Annotated in this window: 20 protein-coding genes and 1 other RNA gene; 11 read left to right on the forward strand and 10 right to left on the reverse strand. The window is 58.6% G+C overall.

Annotated elements, in window-relative coordinates; genetic code table 11:
• Positions 1–15 precede the first annotated feature (15 nt).
• On the reverse strand, positions 16–657 hold the full coding sequence (locus tag AB6K10_RS05115) for a putative metalloprotease CJM1_0395 family protein (RefSeq protein ID WP_339118116.1): 642 nt from the start codon (positions 655–657) through the stop codon (positions 16–18).
• Positions 658–730: 73 nt separating this feature from the next.
• On the opposite strand from AB6K10_RS05115, the gene AB6K10_RS05120 reads away from it, so the two are divergent.
• The 5 genes from AB6K10_RS05120 to AB6K10_RS05140 all read left to right on the forward strand — a co-directional run bounded on the left by AB6K10_RS05120 (position 731) and on the right by AB6K10_RS05140 (position 5,563).
• Positions 731–958 (forward strand): DUF2835 family protein, encoded by a 228-nt coding sequence (locus AB6K10_RS05120; protein ID WP_159340722.1) that lies wholly within the window; start codon positions 731–733, stop codon positions 956–958.
• Positions 959–966: 8 nt separating this feature from the next.
• Entirely contained in the window at positions 967–1,350 is a 384-nt protein-coding gene (locus AB6K10_RS05125) for a hypothetical protein (protein WP_159340723.1), read from the forward strand.
• Positions 1,351–1,465: 115 nt separating this feature from the next.
• Positions 1,466–2,044 carry an antibiotic biosynthesis monooxygenase gene (locus AB6K10_RS05130; protein ID WP_159340724.1) on the forward strand — a complete coding sequence of 193 codons (579 nt, stop codon included), beginning with the start codon at positions 1,466–1,468 and terminating at the stop codon, positions 2,042–2,044.
• A 235-nt stretch (positions 2,045–2,279) separates the two neighbouring features.
• The gene (locus AB6K10_RS05135) at positions 2,280–2,951 is read left to right on the forward strand and encodes a glutathione S-transferase (protein WP_339118117.1); all 672 of its coding nucleotides are present in this window, start codon (positions 2,280–2,282) and stop codon (positions 2,949–2,951) included.
• An 83-nt stretch (positions 2,952–3,034) separates the two neighbouring features.
• Entirely contained in the window at positions 3,035–5,563 is a 2,529-nt protein-coding gene (locus AB6K10_RS05140) for an EAL domain-containing protein (RefSeq protein ID WP_339119597.1), read from the forward strand.
• Between the two features lie 93 nt (positions 5,564–5,656).
• On the opposite strand, the gene nhaD is transcribed toward AB6K10_RS05140, so the two are convergent.
• From nhaD to AB6K10_RS05160, 4 genes are all read right to left on the reverse strand, one after another.
• Positions 5,657–7,135: a sodium:proton antiporter NhaD gene (gene nhaD / locus AB6K10_RS05145; protein WP_159340726.1), complete on the reverse strand. Its 1,479-nt coding sequence runs from the start codon at positions 7,133–7,135 to the stop codon at positions 5,657–5,659.
• Positions 7,136–7,395: 260 nt separating this feature from the next.
• Positions 7,396–9,015, reverse strand: coding sequence for an ABC transporter ATP-binding protein (locus tag AB6K10_RS05150; protein WP_339118118.1), 1,620 nt, complete (start codon positions 9,013–9,015; stop codon positions 7,396–7,398).
• Complete coding sequence (locus AB6K10_RS05155; RefSeq protein WP_253019182.1) at positions 9,008–9,847, reverse strand: ABC transporter permease; 840 nt, start codon at positions 9,845–9,847, stop codon at positions 9,008–9,010. The genes AB6K10_RS05150 and AB6K10_RS05155 overlap by 8 nt, the downstream gene beginning before the upstream one ends.
• Positions 9,848–9,884: 37 nt before the next feature.
• On the reverse strand, positions 9,885–10,844 hold the full coding sequence (locus tag AB6K10_RS05160; protein ID WP_253019181.1) for an ABC transporter permease: 960 nt from the start codon (positions 10,842–10,844) through the stop codon (positions 9,885–9,887).
• A 336-nt stretch (positions 10,845–11,180) separates the two neighbouring features.
• Between AB6K10_RS05160 and AB6K10_RS05165 the strand changes: the two genes are divergently transcribed.
• Positions 11,181–12,158 carry a TAXI family TRAP transporter solute-binding subunit gene (locus AB6K10_RS05165; protein ID WP_339118119.1) on the forward strand — a complete coding sequence of 326 codons (978 nt, stop codon included), beginning with the start codon at positions 11,181–11,183 and terminating at the stop codon, positions 12,156–12,158.
• Here the strand turns inward: AB6K10_RS05165 and AB6K10_RS05170 are convergent.
• From AB6K10_RS05170 to smpB, 3 genes are all read right to left on the reverse strand, one after another.
• Positions 12,155–13,111: a calcium/sodium antiporter gene (locus AB6K10_RS05170; RefSeq protein WP_339118120.1), complete on the reverse strand. Its 957-nt coding sequence runs from the start codon at positions 13,109–13,111 to the stop codon at positions 12,155–12,157. The genes AB6K10_RS05165 and AB6K10_RS05170 overlap by 4 nt on opposite strands.
• A gap of 245 nt (positions 13,112–13,356) precedes the next feature.
• Positions 13,357–13,736: a transfer-messenger RNA gene (gene ssrA / locus AB6K10_RS05175) on the reverse strand.
• A gap of 44 nt (positions 13,737–13,780) precedes the next feature.
• On the reverse strand, positions 13,781–14,272 hold the full coding sequence (gene smpB, locus AB6K10_RS05180; RefSeq protein ID WP_062360527.1) for an SsrA-binding protein SmpB: 492 nt from the start codon (positions 14,270–14,272) through the stop codon (positions 13,781–13,783).
• Positions 14,273–14,398: 126 nt separating this feature from the next.
• Between smpB and AB6K10_RS05185 the strand changes: the two genes are divergently transcribed.
• Together AB6K10_RS05185 and AB6K10_RS05190 are read left to right on the forward strand one after the other, a co-directional pair.
• Positions 14,399–14,833 carry a type II toxin-antitoxin system RatA family toxin gene (locus tag AB6K10_RS05185; protein WP_159340779.1) on the forward strand — a complete coding sequence of 145 codons (435 nt, stop codon included), beginning with the start codon at positions 14,399–14,401 and terminating at the stop codon, positions 14,831–14,833.
• Complete coding sequence (locus AB6K10_RS05190) at positions 14,823–15,134, forward strand: RnfH family protein (protein ID WP_159340780.1); 312 nt, start codon at positions 14,823–14,825, stop codon at positions 15,132–15,134. The genes AB6K10_RS05185 and AB6K10_RS05190 overlap by 11 nt, the downstream gene beginning before the upstream one ends.
• Before the next feature lie 7 nt (positions 15,135–15,141).
• On the opposite strand, the gene bamE is transcribed toward AB6K10_RS05190, so the two are convergent.
• A complete protein-coding gene (bamE, locus tag AB6K10_RS05195) occupies positions 15,142–15,606 on the reverse strand; it encodes an outer membrane protein assembly factor BamE (protein ID WP_339118121.1) in 465 nt (154 codons plus the stop codon).
• A 72-nt stretch (positions 15,607–15,678) separates the two neighbouring features.
• On the opposite strand from bamE, the gene fur reads away from it, so the two are divergent.
• Positions 15,679–16,131: a ferric iron uptake transcriptional regulator gene (gene fur, locus AB6K10_RS05200; protein ID WP_016915905.1), complete on the forward strand. Its 453-nt coding sequence runs from the start codon at positions 15,679–15,681 to the stop codon at positions 16,129–16,131.
• A 182-nt stretch (positions 16,132–16,313) separates the two neighbouring features.
• Here fur and recN read toward each other — a convergent pair whose 3' ends face one another.
• Complete coding sequence (recN, locus tag AB6K10_RS05205) at positions 16,314–17,987, reverse strand: DNA repair protein RecN (RefSeq protein ID WP_253019180.1); 1,674 nt, start codon at positions 17,985–17,987, stop codon at positions 16,314–16,316.
• 199 nt (positions 17,988–18,186) lie between these two features.
• On the opposite strand from recN, the gene grpE reads away from it, so the two are divergent.
• Together grpE and dnaK are read left to right on the forward strand one after the other, a co-directional pair.
• Positions 18,187–18,816 (forward strand): nucleotide exchange factor GrpE, encoded by a 630-nt coding sequence (grpE, locus tag AB6K10_RS05210; RefSeq protein ID WP_159340783.1) that lies wholly within the window; start codon positions 18,187–18,189, stop codon positions 18,814–18,816.
• Positions 18,817–18,968: 152 nt separating this feature from the next.
• On the forward strand, positions 18,969–20,900 hold the full coding sequence (dnaK, locus tag AB6K10_RS05215) for a molecular chaperone DnaK (RefSeq protein WP_159340784.1): 1,932 nt from the start codon (positions 18,969–18,971) through the stop codon (positions 20,898–20,900).
• The last annotated feature ends 19 nt before the right edge of the window (positions 20,901–20,919 follow it).

Raw genomic sequence — 20,919 nt, forward strand, 5'->3', positions numbered from 1 at the left:
GCGGAGAACAGGCCGTTAGGCGGCCTGCTCGGGAGGCTGCGGCTCATCATTGGCGGGCACGTCTCCCGGCTGCTCGGTGGCGCGGGCCTGGTTCATTTCGCTCTGTTCACGAGCCGCTTCCAGCTTGGCTTCTAGCAGGTACTGGCGCGCTTGAGCGGCCACCTGCAGATCTTTCGGTGACGGGTCCGCGGGAGCCAGGGCCGCTGCAATGACGGTCTGCATTTTCTCCACCGTGGCCTGCGGGTCGCCGGGAACGGGGCCGTAATCGATCGACACCTCTCCAGCCACCGCATAACGTTTACCGTCCGGGCCGACTTCGTACTCATAGGTAGCGCCTCCCGTATAGGGGGCACCAACGGTTTGGTGGGCCATTTCGTGCTGGCGCACTTCGCGATCGGTTTGTTTGAGCTGTTCGAGCTGCTGAATCTCTTCCGGTGCCAGCGGCGTGCCGTCGGGCCGAGTAGGGCCGGTGGGCGTTTCGCTGGCACGGCTCTCGTCGCTCTCGCTGACGTCGTCGGAGGCTGGAGCGCTCAGTCCACGGTCGATACCGGCTTCCCGGCTCTCCACCTCATGACGCGATACCCGTGCAGTAGGCACGTTCGGTGAGGTCCAGCCAGCTGACGTGGCGGAAAACGGGGTGATAGAGGAAAGATCCATAAGCGGTTACCGATATTGGCGGCCATTTCAGTTAGCATAGAGTATCTGTGAGCCAGCCGAATTGCGCAACGTTATGCACTCCATCGACGTCATTCTTCATCTAAGTGTCACCGAATGTCTGGCCTACTACGAAGGCCGGTACGATAACGTGCGGGCGCGCAGTGTGGATGGCCGTTGGGTCGTGTTCCCCGCCCACGCCGTGCAGCGGGTGGTGGGCCATGAGGGAGTGCATGGTGTCTTTCGGATTACGTTTACCGATCAAGGCCGCTTTCACCATATTGTTCCATTAAACCGCTATTGAGTCTGTTTATGCACCCGCACGATGCCACGATGACGCTTTACGAACTGATCTATTCCGTGATTCCCAATTTAAATACCGCCGAGCGTTTAGTGTGCAATACCTTAGATAGCCTAATCGAGTCTGCTGAAAACCCTCTCGATATTTTTAAACGCACCGAACAGCGTCAGGCTTTTAATTTAGAGATTCACCGCGTTCGTATGAATATCGAACATCTTCTGTCGCGTTATCGCGCCGATGTGGATGAAATATTGCGCACGGAAGGGGGCGTTAAAGGGCCGGTGATTCAGCCTGACGCGTTAGAAGCCGATGCCATTCAAAGCGCGATCGATATCTATCAACACGTGCGTGCTTTTCAACGCGGCGAGCGCAGCCATCCTTTACCGCGACGATAGATCTACATGGCATTAATATTGCCTGTATAATGTGGCTCATGCATCAGGATTACCCGCCTGATTGCCTGCAGCTGGCCTACCCGGCCGTCGCTGCTTACACATTAGGAGATCACCCATGTCTGCCTTACCCGTCACACTGATGGTGGCCCGTCGCGTTGCGAATGGCCGTTACCAAGATTTTCATCGCTGGCTCAATGAAGGGCGCGAGCTGGCCGCTGACTTTCCCGGCTACCTAGGGTCTGGTGTGCTAGCCCCCCCTCAAGACGACGATGAGTTTCAGATTATCTTCCGTTTCGAGAACCAAGCGTCGCTGGCCGCCTGGGAGCACTCGGCGTCTCGTCATGCGTGGTTGGAGCGCGGCAAAGGACTCTACGATGCGCCACACGAGCACCGAGCGACCGGGCTGGATGCATGGTTCAACGTGAGCCCCGGTGTGACGCCGCCGCGCTGGAAGCAAGCGGTGGCCGTTTGGCTGGCCTTTTTCCCGATTTCGCTGCTGTTTCAGTGGCTTTTCGGCGGCGTACTGGCCGACTGGGCGCTCGTGCCCCGTGTGCTCGTGAGCACATTAATGCTGACCCCGGTCATGGTGTTTGTATTCATACCGCTATCGACACGTTTATTGGCGCCCTGGTTACAAGGCAAGTGGTCGCCGATGGATCTTTTAGCCCGTTTAAAGACGCAGCATAGAGCGTGATACATCGCTCAGCAGCGGCCTTTTAACTCTTAAACATATAGTAAAACAACGGCTTAAACGTTTGAAAAAGCAAGGGGCGAACATCGGTGTTCGCCCCTTGTTGCATTTGCACACTCGCCATCGCTTTCTCCATGGGGTTCAACGCTGTAATAGTGCTAAGCTGAGAAAGCTTGCAGTCAATGGATAACTGACATCTGCGTGAAGCAGATGTATCAAGTCGCCTCATGGAGTAGTTATGATCCGCGTTCACCATCTTGAAAAGTCCCGCTCTCACCGTGTTTTATGGCTTTTAGAGTCTTTGAATCTCGATTATGAGATAGAAGTTTACCAGCGTGACAGCAAGACTCAGCAGGCGCCGGACGCGTTGAAAAAAGTGCACCCGCTGGGCAAATCGCCGGTCATCACCGATGGCGACTTAACGATTGCGGAGTCAGGGGCCATCATCGATTACCTGGTGAACCGTTACGGTAACGGGCGGCTTCAACCCGCCGCCGATGCCGGTGAGGAGTGGGTCAATTATCGCTATTGGCTTCACTATGCGGAAGGCTCGTTAATGCCGCTATTGGTCATGGGGCTCGTGTTTAACCAAGTGCCCAAACAGTCGCCCTGGTTCATCAAACCGCTGGCCAAGGGTATTAGCGATACCGTACGTAAACGCTTCATTCAGCCTCAGTTAACGCAGCATATGGATATGATGGAGTCCCACTTGGCGACGCGCGGCCATTTTGCCGGCGAGTGGCCCAGCGGCGCCGACATTCAAATGAGTTTTCCGCTTCAGGCGTTAAAAGCGACCCAGTCACTGTCCGAATATCCGGCCATTGCGGCATTCGTGGAGCGGGTCGAGAACGACTCTGCTTGGCAGTGCGTGGTGGAGCGCGCAGGGCCGTTAACCATGCCGGGTGAGTAACGCCTACCATGCAGCGCAAGGGAGTGTTCGCGTTGAACCGGATGCCAAGCAACCGTTCTGCCAAGCGCTTGACGTGTTCTGCCATGGGGGCGGTGGCGCTCTGTTACGTGCTTGGGTGGAGCGCCCTGGCACAGGGCGACACCTCGCTTAGGATCGGGGTCTATCATAATCCGCCGAAACTGTTTGCGGGCGAGCAGGGCCAACTGCGCGGCGTGCTGGGCGAATTGCTGGAAGCCATGGCACAGCAGGAGCAGTGGCAGTTAGAGAGCCGCCTGTGTGATTTCCAGCAGTGTCTCACGCTGCTGGAGCAAGGGGAGATCGACCTGCTGCCGGATGTCGCCTGGAGCGAAGAGCGTGCCGGGCGTTTTGCGTTTCATCGTGAGCCGGTGATGCATAGCTGGTCCCAGCTCTACCAAGCCAACGACAATCGCGTTGAAGCCATCCTGGATTTAGAGCAGCAGCGAGTCGCCGTGGTGGATGGTTCGATCCAGCAGAGCTATCTTGCCGCCGTGACCGAGCGCTTCGATATCCGCGTCATCTGGATGCCGGTGGACAGCTTCGCCGCAGGTTTTCAAGCCGTGGCACGCGGTGACGCTGATCTCGTAGCCTCCAACCATCTGTTTGGTGACTGGCGAGCGCGGGATTACGGCCTGCGTGAAACGCCGATCATATTTCAGCCCTCGCGCCTCTTTTATGCCGCCTCGCCCTCCCTATCTGCCGATGTGCTAGAGCGGATCGACACCACGCTGCTAACGTGGAAGGACGATGTGGATTCGGTGTACTACCAAACGCTCAGCGCATGGCGCTCGGGCGGCGCGACCGAGACGCTGGTTCCCCGCTGGCTGTGGTGGGCCTTAGGGCTGTTGATCGTCGTGTTGGCGCTGGCCGTGGGGGCCTCACTGCTGCTCCGGCGGCGGGTCAGTATCAACCGCGCCAAGCTCTCCACCAATGAACACCTGCTGACCACGATCCTCGACAGTGTCGATGCGTATATCTACATCAAGACGCCGTCGCTGGAGTACCGTTACGTCAATCGACAAATCAGCGAGTTGTTCAAGCGGACGCCAAAAGAGATTCTCGGCAAGCGCGATGACGCCTTTTTCGACCCCGCCAGCGCGGCCGAAATGGCCGAAATCGACCAGCAAGTGCTCTCTTCGGGCAAAAAAGTCACGGTAGAAGAGCACAACGTGCTAAAGGGCGAGGAACGGGTACGCACTTTCCTGTCGATCAAAATGCCGCTGGAGATGTCCCCCGGGGAAGCGCCGTGCCTGTGCGGTATTTCCACCGAGCTGACTGAATATTTAGAGATGCAGTCCCGCACCCACCACCTGGCGTTCTACGATGCGCTAACGGGGCTGCCCAACCGACGCCTGCTGCTGGAGTCGCTGGCAGAGGCCACCGACCCCGATAAAGGGCCTAGTGGTTACAGCGCCGTACTGATCGTGGATTTGGACAACTTCCGACTGGTCAACGACATTCAGGGGCACGAGAGCGGTGATCAACTGCTGATCAACGTCGCGCAGCATCTCAAGCAGCGCCTGAGCGACGATGCCACGCTGGCACGTTTTAGTAGCGATGAGTTCGTCGTGCAGGTCAATGGCTTGGGCGAGCGGCAAAGCGATGCGGCTGCCAACGCTGAACGGCTGGGGCGCCAGCTTTTGGACACGGTATCGCAACTGCGCAACGACCGCGCTCTACCGATCAGCGCCAGTATTGGTATCACGCTGTTCGACGGTGAAGGCCTAGGCGTCAACAGCGTGCTGCAGCAGGCCGATATGGCCCTACAGCAGGCCAAAGCGGCTGGCGGCAACACCCTGCGCTTCTTCAATGTCGATATGCAAACCAGCGTGCTGGAGCGGGCCAGTCTCGAAGGGGATTTGCACCAAGCGCTAGAGCGTAACGAGCTGGCTCTACACTATCAGGTGCAGGTCGACCACCAGGGGGCCACCACCGGCGTGGAGGCGCTACTACGCTGGTACCATCCCCAGCGCGGCTGGGTATCGCCCGGTACCTTCATCCCGCTGGCCGAAGAGAACGGACTGATCGTGCCCATCGGCTACTGGGTGCTGCAGTGCGCCTGCGAGCAGCTGGCCAAGTGGTCGCATCAGCCGGCCTACGCGGGGCTGACCATTTCGGTGAACGTCAGCTCGGTGCAGTTCCAGCAGCCCGAATTCGTGCGTAACCTCGAAGGGTTGCTGGCGCAAACCCAGGCCCCGCCAGGTCGACTGGTGCTGGAAGTGACCGAAAGCCTGCTGATGCGCGAACCCACCCGCGTGCGTAATACCATGCTCAAACTTCGCACCCAGGGCATTCGTTTTGCGCTGGACGACTTTGGCACTGGCTACTCATCGCTGAGTTACCTAAAGCGCTTGCCGCTGGACGAGCTGAAGATCGATCAATCCTTCATCCGTGAGCTGCTCACTGACAAGACCGACGCTGCCATCGTGGATACCACCATCTTGCTGGCGGTGAGCTTGGGGCTGACGGTGGTGGCCGAAGGGGTCGAGAAGAAAGAGCAGTTGGATTGGCTGAAGGGGCACGGCTGCTATCGTTATCAGGGGTACCTGTTTGGGCGGCCTACGCCCATCGAGTACCTGTTCGAGAGCTACTGAACCACTGGCCGCATACCACCATAAGACGCCCGAAAACAGAACACCCGCCCAGGTTGCCTGGGCGGGTGTTGTGCATAGCGACTCAGCAGAGCGCTAGCCAAAGACGCTGAAGCTGCCGGCGTTGAGCCACATGTGTACCGCAATGCTTGCGATGTAGCCGAGCAAGATCACCGGCGACCAGCGTAAATGGCCCAAGAAGGTATACGAGCCGCGCGCCTGACCCATGACCGCCACCCCGGCAGCAGAGCCAATCGACAGTAGGCTACCGCCCACTCCCGCCGTGAGTGTGATCAGCAGCCAGTGGCCATGGGACATGTCGGGCTCCATGGTGAGGACCGCGAACATGACCGGAATGTTATCGATCACGGCCGATACGATACCCAAGGCAATGTTGGCCCAGGTAGCGTTCCAACCGGTGTAGAGCGCCTCTGAGAGCAGTCCCAGATAGCCCATGAAGCCTAAACCACCAACGCACATCACCACCCCATAGAAGAACAGCAGGGTATCCCACTCGGCGCGGGCCACACGGCTGAAGACATCGAAGGGCACCACGCCGCCGAGCTGTTCCAGCTTTTTATTATCGCCCAAGCGGCTATAGCGTTCGCGCTTGCGCTCCAGCGAGCGGGGAAGGCTTTGGCGTAGGTAGTAGCCAAAGAACTGTAGATAGCCAAGCCCTGTCATCATGCCCAAGACCGGCGGCAGATGGAGCAGCGTATGGCAAAGCACCGCCGTGACGATCGTCAGCAAGAACAGGGCAATGATGCGCCGTGCGCCGCGTTTGAGCTGAACGTCTTCATACACGCTGCTGGGTTTTTGATCCTTGATGAACAGGCTCATCACGATCGCAGGAATCAAGAAGTTCACGAGAGAGGGAATGAACAGGATAAAGAACTCTTGGAACTCGATGAGACCTGCCTGCCAAACCATCAAGGTGGTGATATCACCAAAGGGGCTAAAGGCACCGCCTGCGTTGGCCGCGACCACGATGTTAATACACGCCAAGTTGATAAAGCGCTTGTCGCCTTCGGCCACTTTGGTGATGACTGCGCACATCAAGAGGGCGGTGGTTAAGTTATCGGCAATGGGCGACAGCATAAACGCCAAGCCGCCAGTCAACCAAAACAGCGTGCGGTAGTTAAACCCTTTGCGTAGCATCCAAGAGCGCAGCGCATCGAAGACGCGACGCTCTTCCATGGCGTTGATATACGTCATCGCCACCAGCAGGAACAGCATTAGCTCGGTAAACTCCAGAAGCGTCACGCGAAATGCGTACTCGGACGTATCCGACATGCCGTTCTGAACGTATACCCAGCCAATGAGTCCCCAGATGATGCCCGCCGCCACCAGCACGGGCTTGGATTTGCGCATGTGAATCTTCTCTTCGGCCATCACCAGCGCATAGGCCAGCACGAAGATCGCCACGGCCACATAGCCTACGGCAGAGGTGGTTAAATCCACCTCGCCGGTGACGGCAAAGGCCGCCGGGCTGATGAAAAATAGTAAGGCCGCTAACAAAAAAGGCCAGCAACGAGTGTATCGAGGCTGGCCTGGGTCATGATGTAGCGTCAACATGGCGCGTTTATCCTTATAATGGTTAAAAGAAGGGGGAATAAGCGCCGCCAGTTTAACAAGCTATATTGCGTCGCAATACGGAATTAAACCGAATGAACAGGGCGTATCTTTTAGAGATACCGTCTTTTTTTTAGAAATTATCCGTTTCGCTAATAGTAAATAACGCACAATAGTGTAAGAAGTTTAGCCGGTTAAACGAAAGGTGAATGCCTTACATTCATAAAGGCAGCGATGGTGCCACTGCCCTTATTGGCACTTAGTTAATGGCCGTGAGTCGTCAGGGCCTCTTCGAGCCATCCTAGCTTCATTTGCGGCACCGACGCCAATAGCGTTTGCGTATACTCGTCGAAAGGCGGGCTTAACACGGTATCACGCTCGCCGTCACGCACCACACGCCCTTGGTGCATCACCGCAATGCTATCGGCAATCGCCTTGACGGTGGCCAAGTCGTGAGTGATGAACAGGTAGGCCACGTTCTCCTGCGCCTGTAGCCGCAACAGCAGCTTTAAAATACCATCGGCCACGAGCGGGTCGAGCGCGCTGGTGACCTCATCGCAGATGATGAGCTTCGGTTTGGCCGCCAGGGCACGCGCAATGCATACGCGCTGTTTTTGACCGCCCGACAGCTCGGCCGGATAGCGGTCGATAAACGCTTCCCCCAGCTCGATGGCGTCGAGCAGCTCGATCACCCGCTGACGGCGTGCTTGACCTTTCAAGCCGAAGTAGAACGTGAGCGGGCGGCCGATGAGGGTGCCTACGGTGTGGCGCGGGTTCATGGCCACGTCCGCCATTTGATAAATCATCTGCAGTTCGCGCAGCGTCTCTTTATCACGTTTGGCGAGGGTGTTGGGCAGTGTGCTCCCGTCAAAGCGAAGCTGGCCCTGGTTGGGCGGCAGCAGCCCGGTGATGACCCGCGCCAGGGTGGATTTCCCCGACCCAGACTCCCCCACGATGGCCAGCGTTTGGCCTGCGCTCACCGAGAGATGAATGTCCTTCAACACGTTGCTTCCGCTTTGGTGGTACGCCGCACTGACGCCCTCGATGGCCAGCAGCGGCGTGGATGACGGCGTTTTCGGCGTATGCTCGATGGAACGCACCGACACCAGCGCTTGCGTATACGGCGCTTGAGGCGACTCAATGATGTGCGCGGTGCTGCCCATTTCGACTTTTTCCCCCTGCCGCAGCACGAGGAGGTCATCTGCGACTTGAGCGACCACGGCAAGGTCGTGGGTGATATAGAGTGCACCGACCCCCGTGGTTTTGATGGCCCGCTTGATGGCGGCCAGCACGTCGATTTGCGTGGTGACGTCAAGGGCCGTGGTGGGCTCGTCGAAAATGATCAGATCGGGCTTTGGACAGAGTGCCATCGCGGTCATGGCACGCTGTAGCTGCCCGCCCGATACCTGGTGCGGGTAGCGGTGGCCAAACTGTGCCGGGTCGGGTAGCCCAAGCTGCTCGAACAGTTCGATGGCTCGTGCCTCGGCCTCTTGGCGAGTGGCTAGGCGGTGGTACAGGGAGGTCTCGATGACCTGCTCCATCAGCGTGTGGGCGGGGTTGAACGCGGCTGCCGCTGACTGCGCCACGTAGCACACCGTTTTACCACGCAGCTGACGCAGTGCCTTTGGCGAGTCTTTCAAGATATCGCGGCCGTTCACCCACACTTCACCGCTCAAGCGAATATCGCCGCGTCCACAGCCCGCTGGCGACAAGCCAATGGTCGATTTGCCCGCGCCGGATTCACCAATCAGCCCCAGTACTTTGCCGCGCTCCAGGGTGAAGCTGACGTCGTTGACGATGGTGATCTCCCGGGGCGCTTCGCCGGGCGGGTAGGCCGTGGCTTCGATGGTCAAATGACGAATGTCTAATAGCGAATCAGCCACGGCGGCCTCCTTTTAGATCGGTGGTGTGTCGCAGCACCCAGTCGGCTACTAGGTTCACGGAAATGGCCAACAGCGCGATGGCCGCCGCAGGAATCAGCGCAGCGGGCACGCCAAAGACGATGCCTTGGCGGTTTTCACGCACCATGCTGCCCCAGTCGGCTTCCGGTGGTTGAACGCCGAGCCCCAAAAACGACAGCGAAGAGAGGAACAGGACGGCGAAAATGAACCGCAGGCCTAGCTCGGCCACCAGCGGGGTGAGTGCGTTGGGCAATATTTCTCGGAAGATGATCCAGACGTTGCCCTCGCCGCGCAGCCGAGCGGCTTCCACGAAGTCCATCACGTTGATGTTCACCGCGACCGCTCGAGAAATACGAAACACTCGGGTCGAATCGAGCACGCCCATGATCAAAATCAGCATGAGCAGCGTGCTGGGCATCACCGACAGAATGACCAGAGCAAAAATCAGCGTCGGGATCGACATGACGATATCGACACCGCGCGACATGAGTTGATCCACCCAGCCACCGTAGACCGCCGCCAGAATGCCCAGCACCGAGCCAATGGAGAACGCCAGCGCCGTGGCTAGCGCGGCAATGGTCATCGTGGTGCGGGCGCCGTAAATCAGCCGTGAGAGAAGGTCGCGGCCTAAATTGTCGGTGCCGAGCCAAAACTCTGCCGATGGCCCCATCCACATGTCGCCCACACTGTCGGCCATAGGGTAAGGGGCCAGCCAAGGGGCGAAGAGGGCCATCACTAAAAAGCCGAACGTGAGCAGCAGGCCGATCAGCGCAGTCACCGGCATTCGTTTCAGCAGCGTTAAACATATCGACATGGTGGTGCTTTCCTATCTAAAGACGGTGGTCAGCGAGTTATTTGGGGTGGCGCAAGCGCGGGTTGGTGACAATGGCGATGATGTCCGCCAGCATGTTGAGTCCGATGTACACCGCTGCAAACAGTAGTCCCACTGCCTGTACCACCGGCACATCGCGCTTGGCGACGTGGTCGATCAAGTACTGACCCATGCCGGGGTAGACGAAGATCACCTCGACGACGACCACGCCCACGATCAAGAAAGCGAGGTTCAACATGACCACGTTGACGACGGGGGCAATGGCGTTGGGAAAGGCGTGTCGCGCAATGATGCGAAATAGCCCCAGCCCCTTGAGTTCGGCGGTTTCGATATAGGGGGACTGCATCACGCTTAAAATGGCCGCCCGCGTCATGCGCATCATGTGAGCTAGAATCACCAGCGTTAAGGTGGCGGCAGGCAGGACAATGGCGTGTAGCCGCTCGCCCAGACTCATGCCGCTATAGACGGTGGACACGCTAGGGAACCAGTTGAATTTCACGGCAAAGAGATAGATCAGCAAATAGCCGATGAAAAACTCGGGTAGCGAGATGGCCGTTAGCGTGGTGCCGGAAATGATGCGATCTGGCCAGCGATTCTGATAACGCACCGCCACGAGCCCCAAGAGAATGGCGAATGGCACGGCCACCACGGCCGTCCAAAACGCCAAGAACAGCGTATTCCCCGCCCGGCCCCACAGCGACTCGCCAATATCCTGGCGATTGGACAGGGCCGTGCCTAGATCGCCCTGTAGGATGCCGCCCAACCAATCGATGTAGCGCGCCCAGGCGGGTTGGTCGAGCCCTAGTTCACGACGTAGGTTCTCGAGGGCGTCAGGGGTGGCGCTCTGCCCAAGGATGGATTGCGCCACGTCGCCAGGCAGTAGCTGGGTGCCCACGAAGATCAGTACCGAGACGGCGAGAAGGAGTAACAGGCCCAGCGCCAAGCGCTGAGCGATCAGCTTGATAACGAAGGTGTTCATCACGAAGGTCCAGATTAAGAAGCCAGCGAGCGCTTCGAAAGCGCAAAGCCCGCTATCATCTCGCCCATGGGAGGCGCTGACCAGCCCCTAATGCGGTTTAATATTGCCTCGCAGGCACTGCTGCCCCTCGGCAGGCGCGGGTCGAGCCGTTTAAACCGACCATTGGTGTCCGCCACGGCGGGTTGCTAACGTAAGAACGAATATGCCGCTATGCTATCGGTGTCGACCGGTAGGCGATGAGTAGCCAGCCAATAGACGGCGAAAGCTTCACGTGACGGCATTCAGAATCCGCTCAATCCATCAGGCCGAGAAGGCCTCAACTGCAAAGGACGTTGCATGCGCGCCCGTTTCTGCTCTCTTTTTCGTACCGGTGGTGTGTTGGCATTCACGCTGATGATGGCGGGTATGGGGCTGGATGCCCACGCGCAAACGCGCATTACTTATAAATCGGCACTTGCGGGCACGGCCTATCACCAAATGGGCAGCGAGCTTGCTAACGTCATTCGACAAGGCAGTGACGACGCTATCGTACTGACCAACGAAGAGAGCCAGGGGTCGGTGCAAAATGTTCAAGAAGTCATGACCCGGCAGGGGCGCTATGTATTCACGGCACCGCCTGCCCTCGTGGCTCAGGCCGTGGCGGGCGAAGGGCCGTTCGCTGGTCATGATGATGAGCGGTTCGCGGCCATTCGTGGACTGTTTCCCATGCCGTCGCTGACCATGCACTTCGTCATGGCGGGGGACGATGGCACAGCATCGTTCGACGCGTTGCGCGGCCAGCATGTGCTGATTGGGCGTGGCACGTTTAGCGCCGGAGAGGCCGCTCGCTATTTTCAGCTCTTCGGTTTGGAAGACAGGGTGCGCTTGGCCGATGCCTCGATCACCAATGGCCCAGAAGCGTTGAGAGAGGGCCTGATCGATGCGTTCGTCACGGCCAGTTCTTACCCCACACCCAACGTGATCGAGACGGCGTCGCTCGTGCCCATCACGCTCATTAGCTTGACCGCCGAGCAGATCGCTCAGACGGGGGCGGTGCCCCAGGTCATTCCAGGAGGCACCTATCCCGGCATCGCCCAGCCCACCTACACGACGTCACGCCCCGTCATCGCATACACCACCGAGCAGATGGATGCAGAGACCGCTTATCGCCTTACGAAGCTCTTCTGGGAGCAAAAAGCGCGTCTCGCGGAGCAGGCCGCCTGGTGGGCGGGCGTCACGCCGGACCTGCTCGCTCATATGACGACACCGCTGCACCCCGGCGCTCTGCGTTACTACGACGAAGTGGGCACTGACTTACCCGTGCATGTCCGTTAAAAGATAGTAAAGCTCAGTGCAATGTACGCTGCGTATCCACCCAGTAGCGCGGTGCCTTCCCAGCGGGATAGGCGCATGCCGGTATAAAGAAAAAGCAGCAGCAGGCCTGCCGAGCCCAGCATCACCCACTGGTCAAACTGGCTCACCCGTTCGGCAATGGGCAGCGGCTGGAGAACGGCCGAGATGCCGAGAATCCCAAGCACGTTGAAGATGTTGCTGCCTAGGATGTTACCCACGGCGACATCGGCGTGACGGCGCAGCGCGGCAATTACTGACACGGCCATTTCTGGCAGTGATGTACCGACCGCGACGATGGTCAAGCCGATGACGGCTTCTGAAATCCCCATCGCTTGGGCAAGGCCAATCGCTCCATAAAGCAAGAGCTGCGAGCCACCAATCAACATGCCCAGCCCCACGACGAGAGCGGCGACGATCATGACGGTCGAGGTGGGAATGGCCGTGACTTCCTCCGCTTCGGCGGCGTGCATGTCGCCTTCCGGCATCGGCTGTTGGCGCTCGGTGCGGTAAGCCCACACCAGATAGGCAGTGAGGGCGGCTAGCAGTAGGGCCGCTTCCCAGCGACCCAGTGCACCGCTCCAGGCCAGTACGATAAACAGGACACTGGCGCCGACCACCACCACGCCGTCTCGCTGCAGCGCCAGGGGCTGAACGGTCATGGGGCAGATGGCGGCACACAGCCCTAAAATCAGTAACACGTTACCGATGTTACTACCGACGATATTGCCCACGGCGATGTCCGGCTGCTCGCGTATCGCGGCATCGATCGATACCACTAGCTCAGGCGCCGAGGTGCCAAAGCCCACGACCACCAATCCCGTGAGTAGTGGTGAAACCCCCATTCGCTTGGCACCAGCGACCGCACCGCGTATTAACGCCTCCCCGCCGCCGAATAGCAGCACGATACCGGCCAGCAAGCTCAATCCATACAGCATGTGTCACTTCCTTCTCGATACGCTTGGACGTTTGCCAAGCTTAGGCCTCTAACAGTAGCTGGCTTCATGAGGCGTGCAAAGCCCTTTGCATCGGCCACATAAAAGAGACAAAGGGCGGGAAGAGGGCATGAGAAAAGCGGTCGCTTTCATACTGGAAATAACGCTAAAAAGAGGCGCTTGGACGTATAAGGGCAGTGAGCAGGCACAAAAAAAGCACCCGTGGGTGCTTGATTTGTAGGGGTGTCTGGTGGAGGCGGCGGGAATTGAACCCGCGTCCGCCAGCACGCGCCCATTGGCTCTACATGCTTAGATTCCGTCATTTGCTTTAGCGCGACTGACTCCGACGGTCAGGATTCAGCCACGCGAGCCTTCTAAAGTTTAACGGTTGACGAGAAGACACCGCCAACCGCGGTCCTATCAGCTTTAGCTCATATCCCCGCAGCGATGAATAGGCACATCACCTTGGGGCCAGACAAGAAGCTAGCAGGGTTTAAGCTGCCAGCGCGCCTTGAGCGTAGTTTTCGTCGTTTGCGACTATTTTTCGTGATGTGGTATTTACGAGATACATCACGCTCTCGGCATGCACCGCAGGGTTTGTCACCGGCGTCGAAACCATGTCGCCCCCTTAGTCAGAGCCGCATTCTAACGTGCTCACGGCAAATTGACCAGTTAAGCCTTGTTATGTTCCCGCATAATTCGGCCTTTTTGGCGATTCCAGTCGCGATCTTTTTCGGTAGCCCGCTTGTCGTGAATTTTCTTACCGGTTACTAGCGCCAGTTCGCACTTCACCTTGTTACGCTTCCAGTAGAGCTTGAGCGGCACACAGGTGTGGCCCTTGTCTTGTGTGACCGAAAAGATTTTGGCGATCTCTTTACGATGCAGCAGCAGTTTACGAGTTCGCGTGGGGTCAGCAATTTCATGGGTGCTGGCCGTGTTCAGCGGCATGATATGGCTGCCCAGCAGGAACGCTTCGCCGTTGCGAATCAAAATGTAGGTGTCGGTGAGCTGCGCTTTACCGGCGCGCAGGCTTTTTACTTCCCAGCCCGCCAGCGCCAAGCCCGCTTCGAAGGTTTCGTCGATATGGTACTCAAACCGTGCCTTCTTGTTCTGGGCAATGACACTGCTGCCGGGGCCCTTGCTGTTACCTTTCTTAGTGGCCATGGAACCTCATCGTTGATCTGTCAGTAGCACCCCCTTCGTTATGTGGGGAGGCGTGATACCATTCAAGGTCTGAAAAAATGTTTCCCATGATACGCTTTGGGCACTGTGAAGTCAGCGGAGAGGTCAATGCCAACCGTTAATCGTACCGCCTTGGTGCGGCACACCCCCCAACAAATGTTCGATTTGGTCAATGACTTCGAACGCTACCCCGAGTTCCTGCCGGGGTGCCGCCGGGCGCGTTTGCTCGAGCATGACGCTGATCATCTGATTGGTGAAATGACGCTTGGGCGCGCGGGCGTGGAGCAAACCATTACCACGCGCAACGACCTATACGCGCCTGAGCGCATCGAGCTGTCGCTAGTGAAAGGGCCGTTCAAACAGCTCAAGGGTCGCTGGCTGTTCACGCCCATGGGCGAAGATGCCTGTAAGGTTAGTTTGGAAATGGAGTTCGTGTTCGCCAATCGGCTGCTGAGCATGGCGTTTGGCAAGCTGTTCCAGCAAATTGCCGGGCAACTGGTCGACGCGTTCACCAAGCGCGCCGATGAGATGTATGGCCGATAACCTGCTGAAGGTAGAGGTCGCCTTCGCGTTACCCCACAAACAGCGCATCGTTGCGCTCGTGGTGCCTGAGGGCACGACCGCACGACAAGCCGTCGCGCTGGCCGATTTGCCTAGCCTGTTCCAAGAGGTACCCAGCGACACCTTCGCGCAGGCACCGCTGGGCATATTCGGCAAGGCCATTCGCCAGCCGGACAAAGAGACTCTGCGCGAGGGCGACCGTGTGGAAGTGTATCGCCCGCTACAGATCGACCCGAAAGCGGCCCGCCTAGAGCGGGCCAAGCGTCAGGCCAAAGGGCAGTAGCCCTGGCTTACTCGCCGGTAATGATGGGCTGTGGCTCGGGGGCCGTTTCCGGCGTGGGGGTACGCTGGCTGGGCAGCGTGTCCAGCGGGTCTGCGCCTTCCACGGCGGGGCCCATGCTGCCGTCGGTGCTGATCGGCAGATCACTGGATAAATCGCCTTCCTGTTCGATGTTCACCAAGCGGCCCGCGTTATCGAACGTGAGCGTCACGCGGCGCTGTTCGACGCCCTCGTAGGCTTTGTCGATGCGGTAGACATAATCCCACTCACTGGAGTCGAACGGCGCTTCCAGCAGCGGGCGCCCCATGACGTAGGTCACCTGCTCTTGGGTCATACCCGGCTGGAGCTGGCTGACCATCTCCTGGGTGATCAGGTTGCCCTGGGGAATGTCGCGCTTATAAACGCCAACGTAGCTGCAGCCGCTAACAACGGTCAGGGCAACGGAAAGAGTAATGATACGAGTCAATTTTTGCATTTGAGCCTGTTCTTCACTATCGTGGTTTCGGTCGATGATACCCGACCTAACCTGTTACTGCGAAGAGCAACCATGGCCGATCAGAACCATGAACTGCGCAAAGCCGGGCTGAAAGTGACCCTGCCGCGCGTCAAGATCCTGCAGATTCTCGAAAATGCTTCGGGTCAACACCACCTTAGCGCAGAAGAAGTGTATAAAACACTGATTGATGCGGGCGAGGATGTTGGCCTGGCAACCGTCTACCGCGTATTGACTCAATTCGAGTCGGCGGGCCTTGTGATTCGTCACAACTTCGACGGTGGTCACGCGGTCTTCGAGATGACCCAAGAGGACCACCACGACCATATGGTGTGTCTGGAAAGCGGTGAAATCATCGAATTCGTCGATGACATCATCGAGCGTCGCCAGCAAGAGATCGCCGAAGAGCACGGCTACGAGCTAGTGGACCATGCCCTGGTGCTGTACGTTCGCCCTCGCGGGTCTGATGTGACACGCCAGGATAGCGGCCCAACGAATCGCAAATAGCGAATCGTTAAGCGCAACGCCGTGTAAAAGCGCCCCCAACGTGCGAGTGAACGTATCACTGGCGCTCTGGGGGCGTTTTGCATTCAACGGAGGCCTAGGTACGCTGTGCCACCTGCGCGAGTCAGGTGGCGTGGGCTTGGATGCTGGGGAGATAGATACCTGGGCGTTAGAGACCCTGGGAGTTAGTGGGGCGGGCGCTGGCTGGCGTGGAGCATTTCCCGCGCATGGGCCAGGGTTTGGTCGGATAGCGTCACGCCGCCCAGCATACGCGCCAGCTCGCTGATCCGGCCGCGCTCGTCCAGCAGCGCCATGTGGGTGAGCGTGGTGTCTCGCTTGGCGCGCTTTTCGATGTGCAGATGCTGGTGCGCTTGAGCGGCCACTTGAGGCAGGTGGGTCACGGTCATCACCTGACCGTTTTCCCCCAGCTTCCGCAGCAGTTGGCCGACGATTTCCGCCGTTGCCCCAGAAATACCCACGTCCACTTCATCGAAGACGAGGCTCGGAATCGTCGAATGCGACGCCGCCACCACTTGAATGGCCAAGCTGATGCGCGACAGCTCGCCCCCGGAAGCGACTTTGGTGAGCGGCCGGGCGGGTTGGCCCGGATTAGCGCTGATCAGGAATTGCACGTGGTCCAAGCCCTCGGGGGAAGGCGTTTCGCGCGGGGTGACGTCCACTTCGAAGCGTGCTTTGCCCATGGCCAAGAAGGCCAACTGCTGCTGTACCTCTTTGCCCAGACGCACGGCGGCCTTCTGACGTGCTTCGGTGAGCTGCTTGGCCTCGCTGCGGTAACGCTCGCGGTACTCGGCCACTTGGCTGCTGAGGGCTTCTAGATCGTCATCGCTGGCTTCGAGCTGCGCCACTTCCTGTTTGAGTTGGGCATGCAGCGCACAAATCTCTTCGGGAGCGACGTGGTGCTTACGGGCAATGCGGTGTACGTCGCCCATCCGCTCCTCTACCCACGCCAGCCGCTCTGGGTCCAGTTCGGTAGTACTGGCCAGTCGGTGCAGCTCACTGGCGGCTTCTTCGACTTGAATGCGTGCATCGCTCAACATGGTAAGCGTGTTGGCAAGCGTGCCCTTATCGCTGCCGGGCAGCGCGCTCAGGTGGGCGTAGGCTTGGTTGAGAAGCGACAGGGCGCCCCCTTCATCGCTTTCGCAGCAGTCGGCGGCAAACTGGGTTTCACGCAGGGTCTCTTCGGCGTGGGCCAGGGTGTGCTGTTCCTCTTCCAAGGTTTGCAGCTCGCCTTCGGCAAGGCCTAGCTGATCCAGCTCCTCGACTTGATAGCGCAGCAGTTGGCGTTTGGCCTCGACTTCGCTGCCCTCTTCACTGAGTTTTTTCAGCCGACGGCGAGCGCTGCGCCACTCGCGGAACGTCTCGGCGAGCTGCTGGCTGCGTTCGCGAAGTCCGGCGTAATCATCCAGTAGCGCCAAGTGCGTCTCTTCCCGCATCAAGGCTTGGTGGGCATGCTGGCCATGAATCTGAATCAACTGTTCGCCAAGGGATTTCAAATCGGCAATGGTCGCCGGGTGGCCGTTGATCCACGCCTTGGAGCGGCCGTTGGCAGTGACCACGCGGCGCAGCAGGCACTCGTCGGCGGGCAGTTCGCGGGCCACCAGCCATTCGGTAGCGGCGGGCAGATGCTGAATATCGAAACGGGCGGAGAGATCGGTTCGCTCGCAGCCGTGGCGCACGCTACCCGCATCGGCGCGCTCGCCCAGGCAGAGCCCCAGGGCACCCAACAGAATGGATTTACCCGCCCCAGTTTCGCCCGTAATGGCGGTCATGCCCCGGGTCAGGTCGAGTTCGAGACGATCAACGATCGCGTAGTCTTGGATCGCTAGCTGCGTAAGCATAAGGCCTCCTGAGGCGGTGCGGCACAGAAGCTGGATACTTATCCAATAATTGTTGTTTTATACAGTAGTCGATAACTCACTTCAATGCCCCTCTTGAGATGGCTTTTATGGCCCCCATATAGGCTGCATACGTGGTTAACACCCGCTACTTAACTCAGGTGGCCGCCACCGGCACCGTTACTTATTTCAGGAGCAAGGCATGGCAAAAGAACCGCAAACCCCGTTGGAAGATGAGCTGGCACGCCAAGAGCAGGAAGCAGAGGTCACCGACCAATCTGCCGAGGAGCGGTTGGTGGAAGGCGAACTGGAAGGGCTGATCGATGACGATGCGCCGCTGGAAGGCAGCGCCGGCAGCCCCGAAGCCGACGTGTTGGCCGCCCAGGTAGAAGAGCTGGAGCAGAGCCTAGCGGAAGCCAAAGACCAAGCGCTGCGCGCCGCTGCCGAAGCTCAAAACGTTCGCCGCCGGGCGGAGCAAGAAGCCGAAAAAGCGCGCAAGTTTGCCCTGGAGAAGTTCGTCAAAGAGCTGCTGCCCGTGGTGGATAGCCTTGAGAAAGCCTTGGAAAGCATGCAGGATGACGCGTCCGACGTGCATCGTGAAGGTGTCTCCATGACCCTCAAGATGCAGCTAGACGTGCTGAGCAAGTTTGGCGTCGAAAGCATCGAGCCCCAGGGCGAGCCCTTCGACCCACAGGTGCATGAAGCCATGGCGATGGTGCCGAACCCAGAGCTCGACCCCAACACTGTGATGGATGTGATGCAGAAGGGCTATCTGCTGAACGGCCGCCTCGTGCGCCCTGCCATGGTCGTGGTCAGCCAAAAAGCGAATTAAGCCGCGTTGACGCATTGCAGTAAAAAAAGCCCTTGAAATGCTGCAAGCGGCCCCCAAATAAAGGGCAACCCGCGGGAAAACCCGCAGACGCCAAGTAAGTAACAGCGGCGTAAAACATCAGTTTTGTTTCAACCGAATTCGAGGTTTTTGCTATGGGACGCATTATTGGTATCGACCTGGGCACCACTAACTCTTGTGTGGCCGTGCTCGATGGTGACAGCGCTAAAGTCATTGAAAACGCCGAAGGCGGTCGTACCACGCCTTCCATCATTGCCTACACCGACGACGGCGAAACCCTGGTAGGCCAGGCCGCCAAGCGCCAGGCCGTGACCAACCCGGAAAACACCCTTTACGCCATCAAGCGTCTGATCGGCCGCCGCTTCAAAGACGACGTCGTTCAAAAAGACATCAAGATGGTGCCCTACAAAATCGCTGAAGCCGATAACGGCGATGCATGGGTAGAAGTGAAAGGCAAAAAAATGGCACCGCCGCAGGTAAGCGCGGAAGTGCTGAAGAAAATGAAGAAGACCGCCGAAGACTATCTCGGCGAAGCGGTCACCGAAGCGGTCATCACCGTACCGGCCTACTTCAACGACAGCCAGCGTCAGGCTACTAAAGATGCGGGCCGCATTGCCGGTCTGGACGTCAAGCGCATCATCAACGAGCCGACCGCCGCAGCGCTTGCCTACGGCATGGACAAATCCCGTGGTGATAAAACCATCGCGGTGTACGATCTGGGTGGCGGTACCTTCGATATCTCCATCATCGAAGTGGCCGACGTTGATGGCGAAACGCAGTTCGAAGTGTTGGCGACCAACGGCGACACCTTCCTGGGTGGTGAAGATTTCGATTTGGCGCTGATCAACTATCTGGTCGACCAGTTCAAGTCGGACAGCGGTATCGATCTGTCTGGCGACAATCTGGCCATGCAGCGTCTGAAAGAAGCCGCCGAGAAAGCCAAGATCGAGCTTTCCAGTGCGCAGCAGACCGACGTGAACCTGCCGTACATCACCGCCGACAACACTGGCCCGAAACACCTCAACGTGAAGGTGACCCGTGCCAAACTGGAGTCGCTGGTCGAAGACCTGGTTCAGCGTTCGCTCGAGCCGTGCAAAATGGCGCTGAAAGATGCAGGCCTGTCCGCGTCTGAAATCGACGAAGTGATTCTGGTCGGCGGTCAGACCCGTATGCCGATGGTTCAGAAGAAAGCGGCAGACTTCTTCGGTAAAGAAGCGCGTAAAGACGTGAACCCGGACGAAGCAGTGGCCGTGGGTGCTGCGATTCAGGGCGGTGTTCTGGGTGGCGACGTTAAAGACGTACTGCTGCTTGACGTGACCCCGCTGACCCTGGGTATCGAAACCCTGGGTGGCGTGATGACGCCGCTGATCGACAAGAACACCACCATCCCGACCAAGAAGACCCAAACCTTCTCGACCGCGGATGACAACCAGACCGCCGTGACCATTCACGTCGTCCAGGGTGAGCGTAAGCAAGTGTCGCAGAACAAGTCGCTGGGTCGCTTCGACCTCGCCGACATTCCGCCGGCACCGCGTGGTGTACCGCAGATCGAAGTGGCGTTCGACCTCGATGCCAACGGTATCCTGAACGTATCTGCCAAAGACAAGGCGACCGGCAAAGAGCAGTCCATCGTCATCAAAGCGTCCAGCGGCCTCTCCGATGAAGAGATCGAGCAAATGGTACGCGACGCTGAAGCCCACGCGGACGAAGATAAAAAGTTCGAAGCGCTGGTGCAGCTGCGTAACCAAGCGGACGGCATGATTCACGCCACTCGCAAGACCGTTCAAGAGGCGGGCGACAAGGCGACCGATGACGAGAAACAGGCCATCGAAAACGCCATCGCCGAGCTGGAAGAAGCGGTGAAAACCGATGACCAGGACGACATCCAGAAGAAACTGGATGCGCTGACCGAAGTGTCCGGCCAGCTGGCGCAGAAGATGTATGCCGAGCAGGCAGACGCCGCGCAGGCGGGTGGTGAAGGCGCAGAAGAGGCCAACACCAAGCAGGACGATGACGTGGTTGACGCCGAGTACGAAGAAGTCAACGACGACAAGAAGAAGCAGTAACCCACCTCTTTCTGCCAAG

This window comes from Halomonas sp. BMC6 (assembly GCF_964204995.1).
Lineage (GTDB): Bacteria > Pseudomonadota > Gammaproteobacteria > Pseudomonadales > Halomonadaceae > Vreelandella.

What these genes read in the sequence shown, in the direction of transcription:
- AB6K10_RS05115 (WP_339118116.1), bottom strand. Translation starts at nt 657, where the DNA reads ATGGATCTTTCCTCTATCACCCCGTTTTCCGCCACGTCAGCTGGCTGG.
- AB6K10_RS05120 (WP_159340722.1), top strand. Translation starts at nt 731, where the DNA reads ATGCACTCCATCGACGTCATTCTTCATCTAAGTGTCACCGAATGTCTG.
- AB6K10_RS05125 (WP_159340723.1), top strand. Translation starts at nt 967, where the DNA reads ATGCACCCGCACGATGCCACGATGACGCTTTACGAACTGATCTATTCC.
- AB6K10_RS05130 (WP_159340724.1), top strand. Translation starts at nt 1,466, where the DNA reads ATGTCTGCCTTACCCGTCACACTGATGGTGGCCCGTCGCGTTGCGAAT.
- AB6K10_RS05135 (WP_339118117.1), top strand. Translation starts at nt 2,280, where the DNA reads ATGATCCGCGTTCACCATCTTGAAAAGTCCCGCTCTCACCGTGTTTTA.
- AB6K10_RS05140 (WP_339119597.1), top strand. Translation starts at nt 3,035, where the DNA reads ATGGGGGCGGTGGCGCTCTGTTACGTGCTTGGGTGGAGCGCCCTGGCA.
- nhaD (WP_159340726.1), bottom strand. Translation starts at nt 7,135, where the DNA reads ATGTTGACGCTACATCATGACCCAGGCCAGCCTCGATACACTCGTTGC.
- AB6K10_RS05155 (WP_253019182.1), bottom strand. Translation starts at nt 9,847, where the DNA reads ATGTCGATATGTTTAACGCTGCTGAAACGAATGCCGGTGACTGCGCTG.
- AB6K10_RS05160 (WP_253019181.1), bottom strand. Translation starts at nt 10,844, where the DNA reads ATGAACACCTTCGTTATCAAGCTGATCGCTCAGCGCTTGGCGCTGGGC.
- AB6K10_RS05165 (WP_339118119.1), top strand. Translation starts at nt 11,181, where the DNA reads ATGCGCGCCCGTTTCTGCTCTCTTTTTCGTACCGGTGGTGTGTTGGCA.
- AB6K10_RS05170 (WP_339118120.1), bottom strand. Translation starts at nt 13,111, where the DNA reads ATGCTGTATGGATTGAGCTTGCTGGCCGGTATCGTGCTGCTATTCGGC.
- smpB (WP_062360527.1), bottom strand. Translation starts at nt 14,272, where the DNA reads ATGGCCACTAAGAAAGGTAACAGCAAGGGCCCCGGCAGCAGTGTCATT.
- AB6K10_RS05185 (WP_159340779.1), top strand. Translation starts at nt 14,399, where the DNA reads ATGCCAACCGTTAATCGTACCGCCTTGGTGCGGCACACCCCCCAACAA.
- AB6K10_RS05190 (WP_159340780.1), top strand. Translation starts at nt 14,823, where the DNA reads ATGGCCGATAACCTGCTGAAGGTAGAGGTCGCCTTCGCGTTACCCCAC.
- bamE (WP_339118121.1), bottom strand. Translation starts at nt 15,606, where the DNA reads ATGCAAAAATTGACTCGTATCATTACTCTTTCCGTTGCCCTGACCGTT.
- fur (WP_016915905.1), top strand. Translation starts at nt 15,679, where the DNA reads ATGGCCGATCAGAACCATGAACTGCGCAAAGCCGGGCTGAAAGTGACC.
- recN (WP_253019180.1), bottom strand. Translation starts at nt 17,987, where the DNA reads ATGCTTACGCAGCTAGCGATCCAAGACTACGCGATCGTTGATCGTCTC.
- grpE (WP_159340783.1), top strand. Translation starts at nt 18,187, where the DNA reads ATGGCAAAAGAACCGCAAACCCCGTTGGAAGATGAGCTGGCACGCCAA.
- dnaK (WP_159340784.1), top strand. Translation starts at nt 18,969, where the DNA reads ATGGGACGCATTATTGGTATCGACCTGGGCACCACTAACTCTTGTGTG.